Annotated in this window: 18 protein-coding genes; 5 read left to right on the top strand and 13 right to left on the bottom strand. The window is 60.0% G+C overall.

The genetic code is table 11. From position 1 onward, the window contains the following. Window positions 1-98: 98 nt before the first annotated feature. The 3 genes from DES53_RS21835 to DES53_RS21825 form a co-directional block, all read right to left on the bottom strand. Window positions 99-1,103 carry a glycosyltransferase family 2 protein gene (locus DES53_RS21835; RefSeq protein ID WP_170157296.1) on the bottom strand — a complete coding sequence of 335 codons (1,005 nt, stop codon included), beginning with the start codon at window positions 1,101-1,103 and terminating at the stop codon, window positions 99-101. A gap of 320 nt (window positions 1,104-1,423) precedes the next feature. Beyond that, the gene (locus DES53_RS21830) at window positions 1,424-2,794 is read right to left on the bottom strand and encodes a hypothetical protein (protein WP_113960431.1); all 1,371 of its coding nucleotides are present in this window, start codon (window positions 2,792-2,794) and stop codon (window positions 1,424-1,426) included. Continuing rightward, window positions 2,791-3,735 carry a PIG-L deacetylase family protein gene (locus DES53_RS21825; RefSeq protein WP_211325640.1) on the bottom strand — a complete coding sequence of 315 codons (945 nt, stop codon included), beginning with the start codon at window positions 3,733-3,735 and terminating at the stop codon, window positions 2,791-2,793. The genes DES53_RS21830 and DES53_RS21825 overlap by 4 nt, the downstream gene beginning before the upstream one ends. 779 nt (window positions 3,736-4,514) lie before the next feature. On the opposite strand from DES53_RS21825, the gene DES53_RS21820 reads away from it, so the two are divergent. Beyond that, window positions 4,515-5,873: a neutral/alkaline non-lysosomal ceramidase N-terminal domain-containing protein gene (locus DES53_RS21820; protein ID WP_113960430.1), complete on the top strand. Its 1,359-nt coding sequence runs from the start codon at window positions 4,515-4,517 to the stop codon at window positions 5,871-5,873. A 317-nt stretch (window positions 5,874-6,190) separates the two neighbouring features. On the opposite strand, the gene DES53_RS21815 is transcribed toward DES53_RS21820, so the two are convergent. Continuing rightward, on the bottom strand, window positions 6,191-6,772 hold the full coding sequence (locus DES53_RS21815) for a dihydrofolate reductase family protein (protein WP_113960473.1): 582 nt from the start codon (window positions 6,770-6,772) through the stop codon (window positions 6,191-6,193). Between the two features lie 139 nt (window positions 6,773-6,911). Here DES53_RS21815 and DES53_RS21810 point away from each other — a divergent pair, with 139 nt between their 5' ends. Next, a complete protein-coding gene (locus DES53_RS21810; protein ID WP_211325639.1) occupies window positions 6,912-7,655 on the top strand; it encodes a golvesin C-terminal-like domain-containing protein in 744 nt (247 codons plus the stop codon). A 57-nt stretch (window positions 7,656-7,712) separates the two neighbouring features. Then, window positions 7,713-9,005 (top strand): pectate lyase family protein, encoded by a 1,293-nt coding sequence (locus DES53_RS21805; RefSeq protein ID WP_113960429.1) that lies wholly within the window; start codon window positions 7,713-7,715, stop codon window positions 9,003-9,005. A gap of 113 nt (window positions 9,006-9,118) precedes the next feature. On the opposite strand, the gene DES53_RS33145 is transcribed toward DES53_RS21805, so the two are convergent. From DES53_RS33145 to DES53_RS21775, 7 genes are all read right to left on the bottom strand, one after another. Beyond that, window positions 9,119-9,466: a transposase gene (locus DES53_RS33145; RefSeq protein ID WP_281270188.1), complete on the bottom strand. Its 348-nt coding sequence runs from the start codon at window positions 9,464-9,466 to the stop codon at window positions 9,119-9,121. Between the two features lie 687 nt (window positions 9,467-10,153). Then, a complete protein-coding gene (locus tag DES53_RS32560) occupies window positions 10,154-10,477 on the bottom strand; it encodes a hypothetical protein (protein WP_147263539.1) in 324 nt (107 codons plus the stop codon). Further along, entirely contained in the window at window positions 10,474-11,322 is an 849-nt protein-coding gene (locus tag DES53_RS21795) for a DUF899 domain-containing protein (protein ID WP_113960427.1), read from the bottom strand. The genes DES53_RS32560 and DES53_RS21795 overlap by 4 nt, the downstream gene beginning before the upstream one ends. A 217-nt stretch (window positions 11,323-11,539) precedes the next feature. Next, on the bottom strand, window positions 11,540-12,046 hold the full coding sequence (locus DES53_RS21790; protein ID WP_170157294.1) for an SRPBCC family protein: 507 nt from the start codon (window positions 12,044-12,046) through the stop codon (window positions 11,540-11,542). Further along, on the bottom strand, window positions 12,021-12,401 hold the full coding sequence (locus DES53_RS21785; RefSeq protein ID WP_113960425.1) for an ArsR/SmtB family transcription factor: 381 nt from the start codon (window positions 12,399-12,401) through the stop codon (window positions 12,021-12,023). The genes DES53_RS21790 and DES53_RS21785 overlap by 26 nt, the downstream gene beginning before the upstream one ends. A 358-nt stretch (window positions 12,402-12,759) precedes the next feature. Continuing rightward, window positions 12,760-13,560, bottom strand: a complete 801-nt coding sequence (locus tag DES53_RS21780) for a prepilin-type N-terminal cleavage/methylation domain-containing protein (RefSeq protein ID WP_113960424.1) — start codon at window positions 13,558-13,560, stop codon at window positions 12,760-12,762. A gap of 49 nt (window positions 13,561-13,609) precedes the next feature. Next, window positions 13,610-14,380 carry a PEP-CTERM sorting domain-containing protein gene (locus DES53_RS21775; protein ID WP_211325638.1) on the bottom strand — a complete coding sequence of 257 codons (771 nt, stop codon included), beginning with the start codon at window positions 14,378-14,380 and terminating at the stop codon, window positions 13,610-13,612. Window positions 14,381-14,535: 155 nt separating this feature from the next. Here DES53_RS21775 and DES53_RS21770 point away from each other — a divergent pair, with 155 nt between their 5' ends. Both DES53_RS21770 and DES53_RS21765 read left to right on the top strand, forming a co-directional pair. After that, a complete protein-coding gene (locus DES53_RS21770) occupies window positions 14,536-15,177 on the top strand; it encodes a DUF6580 family putative transport protein (protein ID WP_113960422.1) in 642 nt (213 codons plus the stop codon). Window positions 15,178-15,493: 316 nt separating this feature from the next. Then, window positions 15,494-15,805: a hypothetical protein gene (locus tag DES53_RS21765; RefSeq protein ID WP_113960421.1), complete on the top strand. Its 312-nt coding sequence runs from the start codon at window positions 15,494-15,496 to the stop codon at window positions 15,803-15,805. A 171-nt stretch (window positions 15,806-15,976) separates the two neighbouring features. Here DES53_RS21765 and thrS read toward each other — a convergent pair whose 3' ends face one another. Together thrS and DES53_RS33575 are read right to left on the bottom strand one after the other, a co-directional pair. Continuing rightward, on the bottom strand, window positions 15,977-17,935 hold the full coding sequence (thrS, locus tag DES53_RS21760; RefSeq protein ID WP_113960420.1) for a threonine--tRNA ligase: 1,959 nt from the start codon (window positions 17,933-17,935) through the stop codon (window positions 15,977-15,979). A 515-nt stretch (window positions 17,936-18,450) separates the two neighbouring features. Continuing rightward, window positions 18,451-19,038 carry a hypothetical protein gene (locus DES53_RS33575; RefSeq protein ID WP_211325637.1) on the bottom strand — a complete coding sequence of 196 codons (588 nt, stop codon included), beginning with the start codon at window positions 19,036-19,038 and terminating at the stop codon, window positions 18,451-18,453. Between the last annotated feature and the right edge of the window lie 262 nt (window positions 19,039-19,300).

Raw genomic sequence — 19,300 nt, 5'->3', positions numbered from 1 at the left:
CTCCATCTCTGGGTGCCAGCTCATGGAGCAACAGCGTCCCCTGCCGACTTCCCGGCGACCATCTGACTCAAGACCGGTGCTGAAGAGCAACCTTTCCATTACAGCGCGATATGCTCGATGACTCCGTGGAGGGGAAACAGACCACCCACACCAGCCGTCACTCTGCTGGCCACGGCAATTCCCACCTCCGGGAACCGGCGGAGCAAGCGACCCAACTTCGCGAGCACGAACTCGGTGAGGCACTCGATGATGTGCGTCACCTGGTGGAGGTCCCGCACCCACTTCAAGATTTCCATGCCTGCAGCCCTCTTGCCCTTGCTGTGGAGCACCACGCGCACGAGCGACCAGAGAATCTCGCTGGCATGCTTGCTCACGGACTCCTTGGGCAGCCCATACTTGCTGCACAGATAGGCATACATATGCAGCTGCGAATATCTCATCTGGACCAGGTCAGATGACATGTTTCCCGGATACTTCCGGTATCCCACCAGGTAATGGGGCACACACACGTACTGATACCGGCGAGCCAGCTCCAACTGGAACAGGAAGTCCTCACAACCCTGCGCGCCCTTTTCGAAAAGCAGCGAGGAGTACCCTCCCACTTCCACCGCGGCAGAGCGGCGCACGGTGAGCCCGCTGCCATTTCCCACCAGATTCTGCCCGAGTTGCCTCTCGAAGACATCTCCGGAATAGTTGTACAGCACCGACTTGGCGAAGGCCTTCCCATCCCGGTCAATGAGGTAGAAAGGGGAATAGGCCACCGCTGTGTCAGGACCTGCGGCCTCCAGCGCCTCCACATGCAACTGCACCCGCTTGGGATGCCAGAGGTCGTCCGCATCCAGCGGGGCGATATAAACTCCCCTGGCGGCCGTGATGCCTGCATTTCTCGCCAGCGCCACTCCGGACTTCCTCTGGCAAATCACACGGATGCGAGCATCCCTTTCAGCCAGCGCCCGCACGAGCTTGCAGGTGCCATCCGTAGATCCGTCGTCCACGACGATGATCTCCAGATTCTCGTACGACTGCCGCAAGACCGAGTTCAAGGTCTCCACGATGGTTCTTCCGGCATTGTATGCCGGAATGACAACAGAGACGAGAGGCATCGACATTGGTAAAACGCTAGGATTGAACTACATAGACCATGATGAGGATGTCCCCCTGCGGGCGACAGGTGCTCTTTAGCAATTCCTAAAGAAATAGACTAAAGAATTGCTTAGTTTTGCAATATATTGCAATTTGTGTCAATTCTTTACTTGGACGGAGAAATACCATAGGCCGGTAGTTCCTTGGTTTTGAAGCCACTCCAGCCCCCATAACACCTCTACGCAGAAATACTTACCACCCCTTGGATAGGTTGGAATACCTTCAAAGTCAGGCGCTTTCCAAGTTACCCGCAATCGCAGGCATATGGGCAGTGCTCGCTCTAAGGAGACTGCGCCAGCTTCTCGAGCATCTCCACCACGGCATCCACCAAACGCTCACCGGTCCCGGGCTCGGCATAGCTGTGAAAGCCGGTCCACACCTGGTAGCCGCCGAGTTTGAAGGCATCTTGATCCGGGATGTAGCCAATCCAGTCATTCGCCAACTCCGCGATGTACGTGTGTCGGTAGGGAGAACGATTCTTGATATCCAGCCCCAGCTTGGTGAAGAACTCCGCAGGCACTCCCACGATGGCCACGTCTCCTATGACCATGACCTGAATCCACGTGGTGCGCTCCTGCCCTTGCAGCGGAGCGAGCTCTTTGCGCATATTTCGAAAAACCCTCGCCGTGTCCTCCGCTCGTGTGGGGATGCGCTTCTGGCAGTAGGTGGTGACGGCATACTCTTCACGCGCCTCATCGAACTGGCGCACCTTGAAGACAAACGGCTGCTTCATCGCGGCGATGCGATACACTTCACGTGGCTGTGCCTTTGCCAGGGTCTCGCTCACACTCTGCTTCATCTTCGTGATGGCCGTGAGGGAGGGCACAAAGAGATTGTGCGTGGAGCCGGAGGCCCCTTCCAGAAAGGAGACCACACCACCCATGTCCTGCTCCAGCTCCTGCGCGGCAAGACCATAGAAAGAAGGCGAACGCTTCCCACCCGTGCGTAGGCCGATGGTGTGCGTGGAGTGATTGTACATCATCGCAAGCAGCTTCCCGGCGCTGTCGCGAAAGGCGAAGACGGGCAGCTCAGGATCGAAGGGTCCCGTAGGCCGTACAAAGTCACTGCGCTCACCCGTCCAGTAGATGGTGCCATCCGAGAGCATCTGCCGGCTGTTCTGCCCGATGGTATCCTCGTGCCCCAGGGCGAAGTGAAACTGGCAGTCCTCCGTCTGCTTCGCGAGATTCGCATCCGCTTTCTGCACCGCTTCGAGAATCTTCTTCTGCACTTCCTTGCAGAAGGCTTCGTTCCGTCCGTAGCCGTGCACCTTCACCGTGCTCGGCGCGTGATGCGTGTGGGTGCAGTTGATGAGCACATGTGAGGCAGGGATGCCGGTGGTCTTCTCAATCTCCGCCACCACAGGATCCAGCAGATCACGCGTGATCATGAGGATGTCGCACGCCACCATGGCCACCTTTGGGTGCGGCGCCTTCTCCAGTACCACGGCCACGGCGCGCAGTTCCCCCTCCTGCCCCGTCGCTTTGCCTGGGAGGATGCTGCCCGCGATCTCCATGGAATCATCCGCCACGAAACTCGCTGCTGCCGCGCCCACGCGCAGGCCGGGTGGGGTGGACTTCGCTTCACTTGCGAGTGGAAGACTCCCGGCAAGCATCACGCCGAGCAGCAGCGAGCGGATGGAACGTGCGGTCATGGGAAGAAGGGGAACAGCTTCTTTACCTCTTCATCCGTCGGCTGGCGCCCGTACTCGCAGATCTCAAAGGCCTCGGCAAACTTCACCGCAGCGCCTTTCTCCGGGCCATACCACTTCGTGAGCACTTCACGAAAACGATTCGCCTCCCCACCCTGCCGGCGCTCCCATCGCTCGCGCAGCCAGCCCATACGCGCTGCGACATCTCCTGCAGGCGGCACGTTCTTCACATGCTCTGCACTGCCGCTCGCCCCGCCTTCATACGCTTGCGAGGGCATTTCATGAATGGCCTTCAGCTTCTGGTCGAAGACATCATCCACCGAGACGATGATGTCTGCCTGGAAAGGATAAGGCTTCTTGAAGAGATCACTCGAATAGAGGAAGAGCGGATTCTTCTTCACCGGCGGCACCTCAGGACACACGAAAGGCACCGTGACCATGAAGGCCGCGTCCTGCACCAGGATGCCCACATAGCGATGGTCCGGGTGGTAGTCCCACGGGCGATGCGATATCACAATGTCCGCCTGCCACTCACGGATGAGCTTGATGATGGTCTTGCGATTCTCCAGTGAAGGCATGAGCTCGCCATCGTGAATGTCCAGCACCTCGGTGGTCGCGCCCACCACCGCATCCGCCTTCTGCACCTCTGCGAGTCGACGCTGTGCCAGCGGGCCACCCGCCGATTGCCAATGGCCGATGTCGCCATTCGTGACCGAGACGAGCTTCACATGATGGCCCAGCTTCGCCCACTTCGCCGCTGTGCCGCCCGCCTTGTACTGCGCATCATCCGGATGCGCGCCGAAGACGATGATGCGCAGCTTGCCGTCATCGGGTGGTGGCGACTTGGGTTTCTCTTTTTCTTGAGAGAAGGCAGATGCGGAGATGGACCAGCAAAGAGCCGCGCCCATGAGCGCGGAGATACAGAGGAAGCGTGTGCGTTTCATACCGGTGATGTGCAGTGATACGCGCAATAGCGTGCATCATTTCCGCGGAGCACAAGAAGCTCGGAGGTTAGGCCTTCCGGCCTGACAGCGGGCGTTAGGCTTTCCAGCCTGACGGTAGCTCGCCACATCCGCCTATCACACCACAAGGCCCCTTCCAGTTAACCGCAAAGCGGCAGAGAGGCAAAGGACGCGGAGGAGCATGAGGGTTGGGTGCTGGGATAGGAAGCGTGTTAGGGAGAAGTGACGTCTCGATGCAGAGGAGATGGAGCAGCAGAGCGGTACCACGAGAAGCCCATGGGATGACGTTGCGGCCTATCAAGGAGCGGGAACGCCTCGTTCCCGAACCCCTGACACGTCAAACACTCCGCCTGGTGCATACCGCGCCATCTACCACCGCATTCCTATCATGGGCCACCCGCAGCGCATGTCATGCTTCCCGCGAGTGCCATGTCAATCGCCCGGGAACGAGGCGTTCCCGCTCCTTGAGCTGCCGCTTCACGTCACCGTGGTACGGTGCGCAAACCCTCCGCGCTCTCTGCCTCCTCTGCATCGAGACGTGGCAATCTCACTGTGTGCCACACTACCCATCTTAAATCCCTCTCACTCCTCCGCGTCCTTTGCCTCTCTGCCCCTTTGCGGTTAACCCGAAATGACCCTGCGGCATGAAGCCCCGAATGCAGCATGGACATTCCCGTCAGGCCGGAAGGCCCAACCTCCGTCGCTGAAAGACAGACTGCCACATTCCACACCGTTTGTTGCTGCAATCCACGCTCTCTCGCATGCGCATTCTCCCACTCACCCTGCTCACGCTGGCCTGTCTTGCCTTCGTCACTTCATCTCCTGCGCAAGACTTCAAAGTCGGCGTCGCCAGGGCAGACATCACGCCTGCGGAACCCATTCGTCTCGCCGGATACGCGAGCCGCACCAAGCCGCATGAGTCCGTGGACCAACCCATCTGGGTGAAGGCACTCGCCCTGCAGGACAACGCAGGCGCCACCTCCATCATCATCACCGCGGATACCATCGGCACACCACGCTGGTTCAATGACACCCTCGCCAGCCGCATCGAGCAGGAACTCAAGGTGCCACGCGAACGTTTCCTCTTCGCGAACTCCCATAGCCATTCCACGCCCATCATCCATCAATCACTCACCGCCATGTATGGCCTGAATGAAATCGAGACGAAGGCGGTGGAAGCGTACACGAAGTCCTTCCTGGAAAAATCCTTTGCCGTCGCAGCCGATGCTGTGAAGAACCTGGAGCCCGCCACGCTCGACTTCGGCAAGAGCGAGGCCACCTTCGCCGGGAACCGGCGCCAGTTCGGCCCCAAAGGTGTGGGCTTCGGCATCAATCCCAACGGTGCCGTGGATCATGAGGTACCCGTACTGCGCGTGACGCGGTCCGATGGCACGGTGAAGGCCATCCTCTTTGGTTACGCCTGCCACTGCACCACACCGGGTGCCGGCCCCGAGGTGAGTGGCGACTGGGCGGGTCACGCGATGGCAAACCTGGAGCAGACCTATGCGGGAAGCACCGCGCTCTTCATCACCGGCTGCGGTGCGGATGCGAACCCCAATCCACGCGGCTCCATCATCCTCGCGCGCGCACATGGCCTGCACCTCGCGGGCGCCGTGGCTCGTGCCCTCACGGTCCCGATGCGGCCAGTGAAGGGAGCCATCACCGCTTCCTTTGGACGCGCCGACCTGCCACTCGCTCCTTTACCCGACCGCGCCTACTATGAGGCTAAGTTGCAGGACAAAGCACCCGCCGTGCAGCGTTATGCGCAAGAGCATCTGGCGAAGATGGACCGTGGTGAGAAATTCATCACCTCGTATGATGCGCCCGTGCAGGTGTTGCGCTTTGGAAACGCCTTCACCATGGTCGGCCTCAGCGGCGAGACCTGTGTGGACTATGCCCTGCGACTCCGTCGCGAACTGCCAGACGAGCGCCTGTGGGTCGCGGGCTATTGCAATGATGTCTTCTGCTATGTGCCCTCCATGCGCATCCTCACCGAGGGCGGCTACGAGGCAGACTTCAGCATGATGTACTACGGCTTCCCCACCCGCTTCGCCCCGGAGGTGGAGAATGCACTGGTGGGCAAAGCGCTGGAGTTGGTGAAGAAAACGGCGACGCCGTGAATGCATAGGTCCGAGAGCCGGATGCTCCTATCGAGAAGGGAGACTTACACGACAGATCCAGATGCTGTGACGCGCAGCGTCCTTGGACTGCGCGCAGCCTGCTGCCGCTTTCCAGAGTCCATCCCGCTTTGCGGGACTGTGGCGATGGTGACGCTTGCTGGTGATCTCACACTTCCGGGAAACGATAGGCGACTTCGTCGCGGTGTAGCGTGCAGCAGGCTGCACTTAAGGAAAGCGGCAGCAGGCTGCGCGCAGTCCAAGGCCTTCGGCACCGCGTCTATATCCTTACCCTCACGTTCACGTGCTCTGCGCAATCGTCACTCCTGCGCCACCGCATTGTCTGCTTCACCCTTCACCACCTCATACCGCATCTCCGCCATCGTCGCGCCCATCTGACGGACAGACACCAGCTTCAACTTCGGGCTCAGCACCCGGCGAGGGAACAGTTGCTTCCCCTTGCCCAGTGTCACCGAGCCAATCTGCAGGATGAGCTCATCCAGCAGACCTGCATCGTAGAACTGCCCTGCGAGATCGCCACCGCCCACGACCCAGATGTTCTTCTCACCCGCAGCAGCGCGCATCTCGGCATGCACGTCACACACATCACCTTTGACGAATCGAATGTCGGCACCTTCAATTGCAGGAAGCTCGCGGCTGGTGAAGATCCACGCCGGTTGCGTGTAGGGCCACGGGGAGCCCACCTCGGCAATCACCTGGTCCGCATTACGCATCATCCACTCATAAGTCGTGGATCCCATGGCCAGCGCTCCCACTTCCGCGATGAACTCCGGGTAGCTGGATTCACCCAACGCCCCAAGAGGAAACAACCACTCCAGCGAGTCGTCTTCCGTAGCAATGAATCCATCCAGGCTGGTGGCGGTGTAGTACTGGGTTTTCATGAGGGGGAGTTTGGCTTTTGTTCCGGGACCTATCTCCCAGCACACGCCATCGAGTCCAAGAAGAAAAAGAGCCAAATCAAACATCCGTGTCCGTTAGTGTTTGTTAGTGGCTTCCTCAACGAGCCACCCGCCCACTGCCATGCTCCTCCGCTCCATCTCCCGCCTGCTCTCTTTCCTTCTGCCATGCCTCACCACCACGGCTGCGGAGCCGCCTGCACCGCTCAAACCCCATCCCGCCGCCCTGCCCAGCATCCACGCCCCGGGCGAAGTGGATCGCCCGGAGATGGTCGCCTTCATCGTGAGTGATCCGGCCAAGCTCCCTGGCATCGTCGTGGATGAGACCTCCGCCACGCTGGAGGGCGAGTGGCAGTACTCCACGCACACGCCACCCTATGTCGGGCTCGGCTATATCCACGACATGAAGGCGGGCAAGGGCAAGAAGTCCGTGACCTTCACTCCGGACTTGCCGAAGGCCGGATGGTACGAAGTGCGCCTCGCCCACTGCTACAATGTACGCCGCGCCACGAACACGCCCGTGACCATCCACCACGCGGATGGCGAGAAGCAAATCCGCATCAATCAGCAGGAAGAACCCGAGCACGCCAAACTCTTCCGCTCCCTCGGCACCTTCCGCTTCGAGGCCGGACGCAGCAGCTGGGTGCGCATCTCCAATGAAGGCAGCGACGCCGGCAAGGTGGTCATCGCCGATGCTGTGCAGTTCATTCCTGCCGAGCAGCCCTCACAGCCGAACGCCGGACGCGGCCCTGGGAGCGCTGGCCTCTGGCCGGCGTATTCGAAGCTGTGCCTCATGGGTGAAAGCACCACCAACGCCGGCCGGAGGCCAGCGCTCCCAGCGCTCCCAGCGCTCCCATGTGTTGAATAACATCCACGACAAAAAAGATCTTCTGGCGTGAATATCCCAACGAATAACAACCGCATCATGCGCACCCTCTTGCTCCTGTTCCTGCTCACGCTCATTCTCCTGGCTCCCTCAGGAGCTCCCCTTCTCCACGCCCAGGCACCCATCCTCGCCTTCCCTGACGCCCAGGGCGATGGCGCAACGACGGTGGGCGGACGCGGTGGCAAAATCATCCGCGTGACCTCGCTGGAGAATACAGGACCCGGTTCACTGCGGGAAGCCGTGCGCACCAAGGGACCGCGCATCATCGTCTTTGAAGTCGGCGGCGTCATCGACCTGAAAAAAACCTCCCTGGTCATCTCCGAGCCGGACGTCACAATTGCAGGTCAGACAGCACCTTCACCCGGCATCACGCTCATCAAGGGCAGCCTCGTCGTTTCCACGAACAATGTCATCATCCGTCACCTGGCCGTACGCCCCGGCGAGGCCGGGCACGAGAAGAAGAGCGGTTGGAATGCAGACGGCATCACCACGGTCGGAGCCTCTCATGTGATCTTCGACCATCTCTCCTGCACGTGGGCCACGGATGAAAACCTCTCCACCTCAGGCGCCCGCTTCGAGGGCGCGACTCCGGAGGAGTGGCGGAAGAACACCTCCCACCACATCACCATTTCCAACTGCATCATCGCCGAGGGACTTTCGAAGTCCACGCACGACAAGGGCGAGCACTCCAAGGGCACACTGTTGCACGACAACACCTCACGCATCAGCGTCATCGGCAATCTCTATGCATGCAACGTGGAGCGCAATCCCCTGGCCAAAGGCGGCGCCCAGGCCGTCATCGTGAACAACTGGATCTCCAATCCCGCGCGCAATGCCATCCATGCCGCACTGGTTCCCAGCGAATGGAAAGGCCACGAGCACCAGCCCGCGAAGCTCAGCATCGTGGGCAACGTGCTGGAACATGGTACCGACACCTTGCAATACGTGTCCCTCCTCGGCTACTACGAGAAGACTCCCCTGCAGGTGTACATGGAGGACAACCTCGCCTTTGACCTGGAAGGCAAGCCCGCGAAGCTCACACGCGGCGAAGCACTCCCTCTTGAGAAGGAGAAACTCTTCTGGCCAGAACACTTGAAAGCGATGTCCTCGGACAAAGTGAAGGAACACGTCACCGCCAACGCCGGCGCCCGCCCCTGGGATCGCGATCCGATTGACCAGCGCATCATCGACGCCGCGCGGAACAAGAAGGGCAAAATCCTCAACAGCGAACAGGAAGTCGGCGGCTATCCCGAAGTGAAGCCCGCGACCAAGCAGGAGTTCAAAGAGAACGAGTGGGATTTGGAAACCATGGAGAAGAAGACGGGGAAGTGAAAGAGGTCGCAAAGCAGCAGAATCAGCAAACGCAGCCCATGGAGGTTAGGCCTTCCGGCCTGACGTGGAAGTTGGGTCTTCCGACCCGACAGAAACTCACTCAAAACCCGGTTTCAGCGAACTTCATCTCTGAATCCCCAGCCAATCCGCTCCCACTCCGGATTCACCCACCGTCGCCAGCGTTCCCGTGGAATGTCAGCCTTCGCGGGATTCCTTCCGATGTACTGCACCACTCGGGCAAGATGGCGCGCGTCCCGGACAATCGTATCAAAACTTTCCTGCACCCACACAGAGCCCTTCCGTGACAACATCTGGTTCATTTGATCTGCAGTGTAGCCCTTCCAGGAGTGAAGCACATCATCCAGAGAGTGATTGTCCAACGGTCTGAAGACCGCATGAACATGGTTGGGCATGACACAGTGGGCTCCCAGTTCATAGCGCTTCCCATGAAAGTGGAGCATCGAATTGCTCATCATTGCTGAAACATCCGTGTGTGCCAGCCAGCAGTCTCCTGAGCCAGCATCCAGCCAGGATTCCACGCGGCGCAGGATCTCGCGTCTGCGCTCGTCCTGTTCCTCGTTACAGGCGAACTTTTGCGTAGCGAACTGTTTGTATAGGATTCGCAATTCTTCCAACCTCTCCTGAGGCAGTGAATCACCGAGGTGAAACGTAACAAAGTAGGTGGCGCCGTCTTGCGTCCAATGCGGAAGGTGTCTGCGTGTGCGTTTGATCGCACGGGTGGGATCGAGAGGCTTGAATCCTGGAGGGCCGGAGATGAATTCCACGTGACATGCAATCCTAGTGACATTGGATGTCAAACTGACGGCAGATGAATTTTTACCATTAGCTGTCGGGTCGGAAGACCCAACATCCACGTCAGGCCGGAAGGCCTAACCTCCTTGGCTTTTTCTCTGATGCGTCGCCGCTCGCGTTTCCTCATCACACACCACGCACCCGCCGCACGCGCATCCACATTACCCTCCGCGCTCTCTGCCTCCTGCGCGTCGAGGCGTGGCTACTTCGATGCGCACCGCGCCATCCCTTCACCAAAACCCTTCAAACCTCTGCGTCCTTTGCCTCTCTGCCCCTTTGCGGTTAACCAGAAGTGGCCTTGTAGTGTGATGAGCGAGTGCAATGCGCGTCTGCAGCTATGCGCGCCGCATCGCACGCCGCAGTTTCCCAAGCCGCCGCAACACCAGAAACGCGAGCGACGCCACGCAAACCATCACCAGCATCACACGCAACGATGCTGCCGCAGGCAGCGAAATGCCAACACCTGTCGCGAGCGCCACGTAGCCCGCTACACACGCAGGGCACTTCGGCATGAGAGCCAGCAAGGCCGTGGGCATGAGCCATCCCATGACCTCGCCACCACGACTCCATCGCGAAGACGACCCCGGCGCAGGCCGGCGAGTCTCCTCGCCGGCGCACGTCTGGTGCTTGCTCGTGGCACAGCAGGAGCGCGTGCTCACGCGAGAGCCTCCTCCTTGGATTTCTTCGCGCTGCCACTGGCACAACCGCAGCCTCCGTTTGCCACTTCCTCAGGCGAGGACACCGGCCAGTAGGGCATATCTGCGTCCGCGAACTTCTGGTCTCCACCACTGTTCTCATAACGGTCGTGATAGCGCAGCCACGCCATGCCGAAGGGCAGCTCCTCTTCATCACGACCCTTCGGTACCATGTCGAGAATGCGGTAGGTCCCCAGGAGGATATCCAGCCCACGACCAAAGGTGGAGTAGGTGTGGAAGATTTCGCCCGCTTCGTTCTTGTAAAAGACGCTCAGCCCGGGTCCCTCTTCACTGGGAAACTCCGTCTCTTCATAGTTGTAGTACACCTTGCCCTTCGCCGTCTCTTCCTTGGAGAAGGAGACATGGTAGTCCTGGTTGAAGTCGGTGTGATAAGCGGACACCCACTGGAAGTTCCAGCCCATGCGCTTCTTGAAGGCCTCCAGCTTCGCCATCGGCGCGTGCGAGATGGCCACGTAGCTCACATCACGAGCGCCCAGGTGCGGCAGGGTGGCATTGTTGTGGTCAGACACGTAGGAGCAGCTCGGGCAGCCTTCTTTCCAATCAGGTCCAAACATGAAGTGATACACCACGAGCTGGCTGTGCCTTCCGAAGAGGTCCGCCAGCTTCACCTTCGCGCCGCCGGGGGCGTCAAAGACATAGTCCTTCGTCACCTTCACCCAGGGCAGCTTGCGGCGTTCCTCGGCGAGCTGGTCCAGCAGCTTGCTGGATTCCTTCTCCTTTTTCAGCAGCGCCTTGCGCGCGGTGGTCCACTCTTGTTGGGATACGACTTTATGTGGTTCGAGTTTCATGGTCACGATGATGGCTTGTTTATTTTTTCTACACAGTATTTGATTAAAAAGACATGAGCGTCCTCTGCACCTGGGCAGACCAATTCCGCCCCCGCGGGATCACACCCGTGGTTTTTTGTTTCTCATTTCACAGGCACGACGAACGAGCGGTCGACGCCCGGACAGGCGTGCCTGAAATTCTTCAGATGATGAAAGGCGTAAAAGTAATCGCTGGCCGTCAGGCCTTCGGCTTCTCCAGGAAGGCGGCCAGGCAATCGATGATGCGGCTCCAACCACGCGAGTGGCTGTCCCGGCTCTCCACCGTGGCAAATCTCGTGTGCGTGAAGATCATCTCCGTACGGTCACCGCGCTTCAGGAACTCCACCGTCACCAGGGTTTCCTTCCCCTCCGGTTCACCAAATTCCTCGCCGCTGCCGTCCTTCTCCCAGTCCCACGTGTAGACCAGCTTCTCCGGCGGCTTCACCTCGCGGAAGACGCCCTGCGCGGTGAAGTACTCCCCGTCCGTCTGCTGCATCTGGATGCGGAACTTTCCACCGACGCGCACGTCCATGACGGCGAAGGGAATCTGCATGCCCGGCTCCGGCTGCATCCAGAGTTTCACGTGCTCCGCAGAGGTCCACACCTGGTAGGCCAGCTCCTGGGGAGCATTCAGCACGCGTCGAAGAATGAGCGTGGCGTTGTCAGGCTTCTGCAGCTCGTTAGTTGTGGGTGTGGGTAGGGGCATCGTCATCGGGTTTGGTCTCCTTATTGGGTTGTAGTTTCTCCAGGTACTTCTCGAAGCCATCCAGGTTTGCCGTCCAGAACTGGCGGTAACTGTCCAGCCACGCCTGCGCCTCCTCCATCGGCTTCGCGTCCAGGGCCAGGGAGTGCACCCGGCCATCCTTCCGGCGTTTCACGAGTCCGGCCCTTTCCAGCACGATGACGTGCTTGGACACGGCCGCGAGGGACATAGCGTGGGGCTTCGCCAGGTCCGTGACGCAAATCTCCCCCTCCGACAACTGCGCCAGGATGCGCCGTCTTGTCGGGTCTGCCAGCGCCCCGAAGGTCTTGTCCAGCAGGTCTGAGTCATATTCAACCATACGGTTGAATGATAAGGCCAGCCTCTGGGAGCGCAAGACTATTTTTCAGTTTTTACTGGACCTGGCCGACTGCGGCGGTTCCGGGTAGGGGTGATGGTCTAGGGCGGTTTAAGTCACTGTGTAGCCATTTTTGTCTTAGGTCGCGCCACCCCCACCGCGACCAGCGGTCGCAGCCACAGGAGTACCACGACTGCTATCGCCGCGTAGGGGATGGCTCAGGCTGTGGCTGCGACCGCTGGTCGCGGTACGGCAAGTCCCCCTGATCCAAAACCACGACTTTGTTTAACCCGGTTGATAGCCTGAGGGACGGCAGTTCCATGCCGTTCGTCACCCGAGGACTTCAGGCTATCAACTCTCCCTACTTCAGCATCTCCGCGCTGCCCACCTTCGTCACGCGGCCCAGCAATTCTCCAGGAATGCGCCGCTCCTCCGTACCGGGATACGGATCCATCAGCTCCACATGCCCATCGACAAAGAGGATGTTCGCCTTGTTGCCGTGGCGGAAGTGAATCGTCTTGTACGATTCATTGATGATGTAGAACTCCTCAATCATCGGATTGCTGGGGCTCGCCGGCTTCTGGAAGGTATTCACCTGGCCACAGTCTCCCATGAGAATGACGGACGTGGCATGCTGCAGGTGGGCCACATTCATGGGATTGCCTGTCATGCGGCCGCCCAGTGCCCAGTTGTACCCGTAGCCGTAGCTTGCGCCCTTGAACTTCGCCTTCCACAGCGCGTTCCCATAGTTGAAGCCCTTGCAGACTTCCACGTTCCCCACCGATTCGATGTAGGGATAGAGAGGACCGGCCTCGCGATCCAGATCGCGCTTGCCCTCCGGCACCCCGGGCTGGTACGGCTCCTTGCCAAAGAACCACTCGCGTGAGCCGTCGCGATTCGTCTTCACATACGGTGGGAAAAATCCGCCATTGTCCGAAGTGTAGAGATTCACCGCCATGCTGAGCTGGCGCAGATTGTTTGAGCAATGTGCCCGTGTGGCCAGCCTGATATACAGGCGGTACCCACCAAAGGTGATCGTGGCCAGCACCGCCAGCAGTGTCACCACCACCAGCAACTCCACCAGGGTGAACCCCGCCACGCGCCTCCGCCTGCGATGCGCAGTGCCGCTGCAATCGATGGCTGCCGCGAGGGATGACCTCATAAATGAAGAGCGTGGATTCGGGTGATCACAGTGACCGTACCTGTAACTATCAGCCCATACACCAAACCGGCTTCCTGCGCGAGCGACGCGCCACGATGACGATAGCGCCCACCAGCAACAACATCGCCCTGCCCGGCTCCGGCACGGCAGAGATGCGGTACACGCTGTACGGCAGGCCAGAGCCCGAAATCAGCGTCTCCATGTACCCGGGGCCAGAGAAGTCCGCCAATGTGGGCTGCACACCCGAGGGAAGCGGCGGCACCATGATGGGCCCCCATTCATCCTCGCCCACCTGCGTCCCGGCAGCATACGACCACGCGTCAATACTGCCATCTTCCAGATAACGGTCAGACATCCCTGTGTAGGACCAGGTCCAGGTGGCGTCCGGGTAGTTTCCGATTTCCACAGGGTCTGCGAAGGTGTTCTCATAGCTCCCGCCTGAGACAAAATAGTTCCACTGCGCGCCGAAAGGCCACGGTCCGGGATACACCATGCCACCGCCCGAAAGCTGGAATCCGGAGAGGAATCCACCTCCGGCCTCGACCGTGCCCACCGAGTTTGTATACGTACCCGAGGGAACAGTCACGCCATTGCCGAAGATGGAGACCAGCAGTGCCTCACCAGAGTTCACCAGAGGCTGAGGGGAACCAGGGGGAGCCGGCTGATATCCTGGAATCGTCAGCAGTCCAGTGTACTCCACGCGGAATTTCTCCGTCACATAGGCGCCACCCGGCCCCAGAGGTCCCTGCAGCATGAAGTAGGAACTGGAGGTGCCGGACTGCGCCCACAGCGAGGCAGGCGCAAGCAAGGTGAGAGCCACGGCGCAGGTGGCCAGAAGTGAGGACAAAAAAACGTGCCGGGAACGAATCATCGGGGGGAGACGGATTGCTGTAGGACGCGAGCCCTTTCTTGTCTATGTCTTTCTTAGACAAATTCCCCCTTGTCCCCTCGCCGCTTCTGTCGTTTGATGCAGGCATGCTTCAAGACCGGGCTGATCAACGCTCCAACTCCGCCGCCACCACCATCTGGTTCCCCCTCATTCTCATGGCGGGAGCACTTCTTCTTCGCGTGCTGGCGCAGCAGGGCATTGTGACAGGCGTGCCGAATCTCAGCCCGCTCGTCGCGTTCGCGTTTGCAGGTGCCCTCATGTTCCCCCGCCCACTCCCCTGGTGGTCGTGGGCACTCATCCTCCTGGTCGTCGACTGGGCTTGCGATGGCTTCAGTTTCTCCGCCGTGACTCAAGGTGGTCGCTATGAGATTCTCCTCGCTTACGGCTGCTACGTCTTCGCCGCATGGTGGGGTTCCCGCCTTCGCGACCGCGCGGGCGTGGTGGAAACCTTGGGCGGCACACTCGCGTGCAGTGTCCTTTTCTACGTGGTGACGAATACCATGTGCTGGTGGATCGAGCCCTACTATCCCAAGAACGTCGATGGCTGGGTGCAGGCCCTCACCGTGGGCATCCCACCCTACCCCAGTACGCTCGTCTTCTTCCAGCACTCCCTGATTGCCGACCTCACCGGTGCCCTGCTGCTCGTGCTCGTGTACAACACCGAAGCCGTCCTGCGTCACCTGCGCGCGATGCCATTGATTGGCCGGCGCGCGGCTGCGGCTGCCTAGCGCGTACAGGTGAAACGCAAAGCAGCGAAGCAGCAAAAAAACTGACGGAGGTTAGGCCTTCCGGCCTGACGTGGATGTTGGGTCTTCCGACCCGACGGCGGCGCAACGCAACATTGCCCCTTCGCACCGCACGGCTGTTTCCGGCTCACCGCAAAAGGGGCAGAGAGGCAAAGGACGCACAGGGCACCTGCCATCCCAACCATTGCGTCTCTTGCGTTTTTTTGCGGCTATCCTTTCAATCGATGCAGGCGCAAGCCCCTCCCCAAACGGACCGCTCGCCCACCCTCCCACAAGTCTGTCATCATCCCTCGCGAGCATGATACAAATCCTCCCAGACCTGGCGCACGCGAGTCAGACCACCCTGCTCATTGCCTCGTTGTCATTGAGCGTCGTGCTGTCGGCCATCATCTTACGTTGGCCTCGCATGCTCTGGCTCGCCTTGGTCATCGCGGTCCTCTTCGGACTTGCGGGAGCACCACTTCTCACTCATCCCGGCTATCGCTATGCGGTGATTCATGAGCGTGGCATGCTCTACTTCCTCTCCAGAGCTCTGCTCTTTGCTCTCCCCCTGCTGGTGTGCTGTACCGCGCCGTTGCTAGGGACAAGGAGAACTCAGGCCACAGACTGACACAGCGCACCACCTCCACGCGGCGATCCCTGCGCCACTGTCGGGTCAGAAGACCCAACATCCACGTCAGGCCAGAAGGCCTAACCTCCGTGGAGTTCTTTGCTGCTCTGCTGCTTTCGCTGCTTTGCGACCTTCACAAAGCAGCTCAAACACATCCAACACGCTGCATTACTACAGCTTCCGCTCCGCCACCTCCGCGGTGATTTCCTCCACAAAAGCCGCCAGCGGCTTCACACCGAGGTCACCCTTCTTGGAGTGGCGGATGGCCACGTTGCCACTCGTCGCTTCCTTCTCACCAAGCACCAGCATGTAGGGCACGCGGTCGAGCTGGGCGTTGCGAATCTTCGCGCCAATCTTGTCGGAGTCATTCACCAGCGTCACACGCAGACCGGCGGCCTGCAGGGCGCTGAGTACCTCACCGGCGAAGGCATCGCTCTTCTCACTCACCGTGAGAATACGCACCTGCTCCGGCGCGAGCCACGTGGGGAAGTGACCGGCGAAGTGCTCAATCAGCACGCCGCAGAAACGCTCCATGCTGCCGAAGGGCGCACGGTGAATCATCACGGGACGATGCGCCTTGTTATCCGCACCCGTGTATGTGAGGTCAAAGCGCACCGGCAGCACGTAGTCCACCTGCACCGTGCCCAGCTGCCACTCGCGACCGATGACATCCTTGATCACGAAGTCGATCTTCGGCCCGTAGAAGGCGGCCTCACCGGGCTCCTCCGTGAAGGGCACGCCCAGGCTCTGCGCCGCGGCGCGGCAGGCGGCCTCCGCGAGGTCCCACTTCTCGGCATTGCCGGTGAATTTGCTGCTGTCCGGGTCGCGCAGACCCACACGCACGCGGTAGTCATGCATGCCCAGCGTGGTCAGCACCGTCTTCACCAGGGAGAGACAGCCGAGCACTTCCTGCGCCACCTGTTCCTCCGTGCAGAAGAGGTGCGCATCATCCTGCGTGAAGCCACGCACGCGCGTCATGCCGCCGAGCTCCCCGCTCTGCTCCCAGCGATACACCGTGCCGAACTCGGCGAGGCGCACCGGCAGGTCGCGATACGACTTCGGCGTCTGCGCAAAGATGCGGATGTGATGCGGGCAATTCATCGGCTTCAGCAGGAAGCCATCGTAAAGGTCATCATCCGGTCGCACACGCGACTCAGGAATCGTATCCGCACCCGTGCGGGAGTTGATTTCCTCACGCAGCTTCTTGGAGATGCCGTCCAGGCGCTCCATGACCTCGGCGCACGTGCAGCCCTCGGCGGCCGCCTTCTTCAGGTCGTCGTTCTCAATCACCGGGGAGAACTGCGAGTCCTTGTAGTACGGGAAGTGACCGCTCGTCTTGTACAGCTCCAGCTTGCCGATGTGCGGTGTGAAGACCTGCTGGTAACCCTGCTTGCGCAATTCTTCGCTGATGAAGTTTTGCAGTTCCTGACGCAGGATGGCGCCCTTCGGCAGCCAGAGGATGAGCCCCTGGCCCACCTTCTCATCAATCGCGAAGAGCTGTAGTTCGCGGCCCAGCTTGCGGTGGTCGCGCTTCTTCGCTTCTTCGAGCTGCTCGAGGTGCTTTGCGAGCTCTTCCGCCGTGGGGAAGGCCGTACCGTACAGGCGCTGGAGCTGGGGCTTCGTCTCGTCCCCCATGTAGTAAGCGCTGGCCACCGACATGAGCTTCGTGTTCTTGCACTTCGACGTGTAGTTCACGTGCGGCCCGGCGCACAGGTCCAGGAACTCGCCATTCTGGTAGCAGGAGATTTCCTCCCCTTCCGGAATCTTGGCAATGAGGTCCAGCTTGAACTGGCTCGGATTCCCCGGGCGCTCCGTAAGGCCGCCGAGACGCCCGCTCTCCGCAAGCGCAATGGCCTCCTCACGCGTGATCACCTTCTTGTCAAAGCGCTGGTTGTCCTTGGCGACCTTCTTCATCTCCGCCTCGATTTTCTCGAAGTCGTCCGGCGTGAGCCGGTGCTTCATGTCGAAGTCGTAGTAGAAGCCACTCTCCACGGGCGGCCCGTAGGCAAACTGTGCATCCGGCCACAGACGCAGGATGGCGGTGGCCATGACGTGCGCGCAGGAGTGACGCAGGCGCTCCAGATCAGACATCTGGGCGCGTTCTTCAAGGGTCTTGCGTTCGGCGGACATGGCGGGGAGGGGTCAGAAGAGGTGGTGAGAATAAAAAGGGGGCAGGCAAGATTGACCAGATGGGGAAATCATCAAGCTGATTGCGGTGGTCCGGCACCGGCAGCTTCGTCACAGGCAGCTTCGACTGGAGACGCCCACCCCATCGCTCAGGCCCTGCATTTGCTCCCGGAGGGAGCACGGCCGGTAGCCGGTCGGTGGAGGGAGTCTAGACGACCCCAACCACCGGATCTATGGCGAGAACATCAAGGCGTCCCGGAGGGCACGCCGGAAAGTGTGGCAAGACGATGGCACCTGAATCCGGCAAGCCACCCTTTCCGCCGTCACCTCCGGGACGGTATCTCTTTCCCTCTGCGTGATCCGGTGGTTGCGGTCGTCAAGACTCCCTCCACCGACCGGCTACCAGCCGCTGTCCCTCCGGGACAAATCCTCCATGATAACTTGAATTCGCACCCATGGTAAGACACTCCCAACGTACCTCGCCAGTCCCTTGGCGAGCCATCAAGCTCACCGCCCACTCAAAGGGCAGCGATTCGAGTGACTCGATTGGCGAATACCTTGAAGATTGTCTCACCTCCCGAAACTCCGAGACCCCACGGGGTCGAGGTATCAATGGTCCAGATTTTGGGATAACCCTCGCCAGTCTCTTCGGGTATCCACTTACAGGCCATCACACCAGGTTGGGGATAGGTGCTCTGCGCATCAAGGTTTGCCTCGGTGAACACCGGAACCTTGTCCACAAAGGACCATGCCTGACCAGCCGCATCCGTAAGCACGGCCTCCACCCAACCCGGAAAGTGACTCTCCACGTGCCGGACAATTTGAACTTCTACAATGCAGATGGAAGGCTCACCGAACTTTGGCAGTTTCTCAAACGGAGTGATGGGATTCAAAGACCGCCAGCAGCGGTCGCTGATCCACATATCGGGATCCAGCTTGTGAAAGCAGTGGTGACAAACCATCACCCATCTCCAGTCGGCTCCCTGACACTCCAGCATCCACAACGGACTGACTGGGTCATCAACAATACCATCCTCAGGGTATGGGTGAACTTCCTTCTTCAAAGGGTCCTTTTCCACCCCGCAGGCCATGCATTTGACTTTCATGAGCGTCCCCTACCTGATGTGATATACCTGTGAACCGCTAATCAGTTCGAAGCCCTCCCGCGCCCTGCTGCGTGTATTTGCCTCTTCCTTTCCTTCGACCGACAAAACGGTGCCACAAGCGCCCTGAGCAGACTGACGAGCACTCTGCGGAAAATGCCAGCCAGTGCCGCAAAGCCCTTCCCGATGTGCGCCCGGATAGACTTGGGAATCGACCCGACGGCCTTCCCCAAGGGCTCCATCAACGCCGTGAAAATCTCTGCAA

The organism is Roseimicrobium gellanilyticum (genome assembly GCF_003315205.1).
GTDB lineage: Bacteria > Verrucomicrobiota > Verrucomicrobiia > Verrucomicrobiales > Verrucomicrobiaceae > Roseimicrobium > Roseimicrobium gellanilyticum.
The sequence above is the reverse complement of the archived record's forward strand: the minus strand, read 5'-3'. Positions and strand labels throughout refer to the sequence as shown.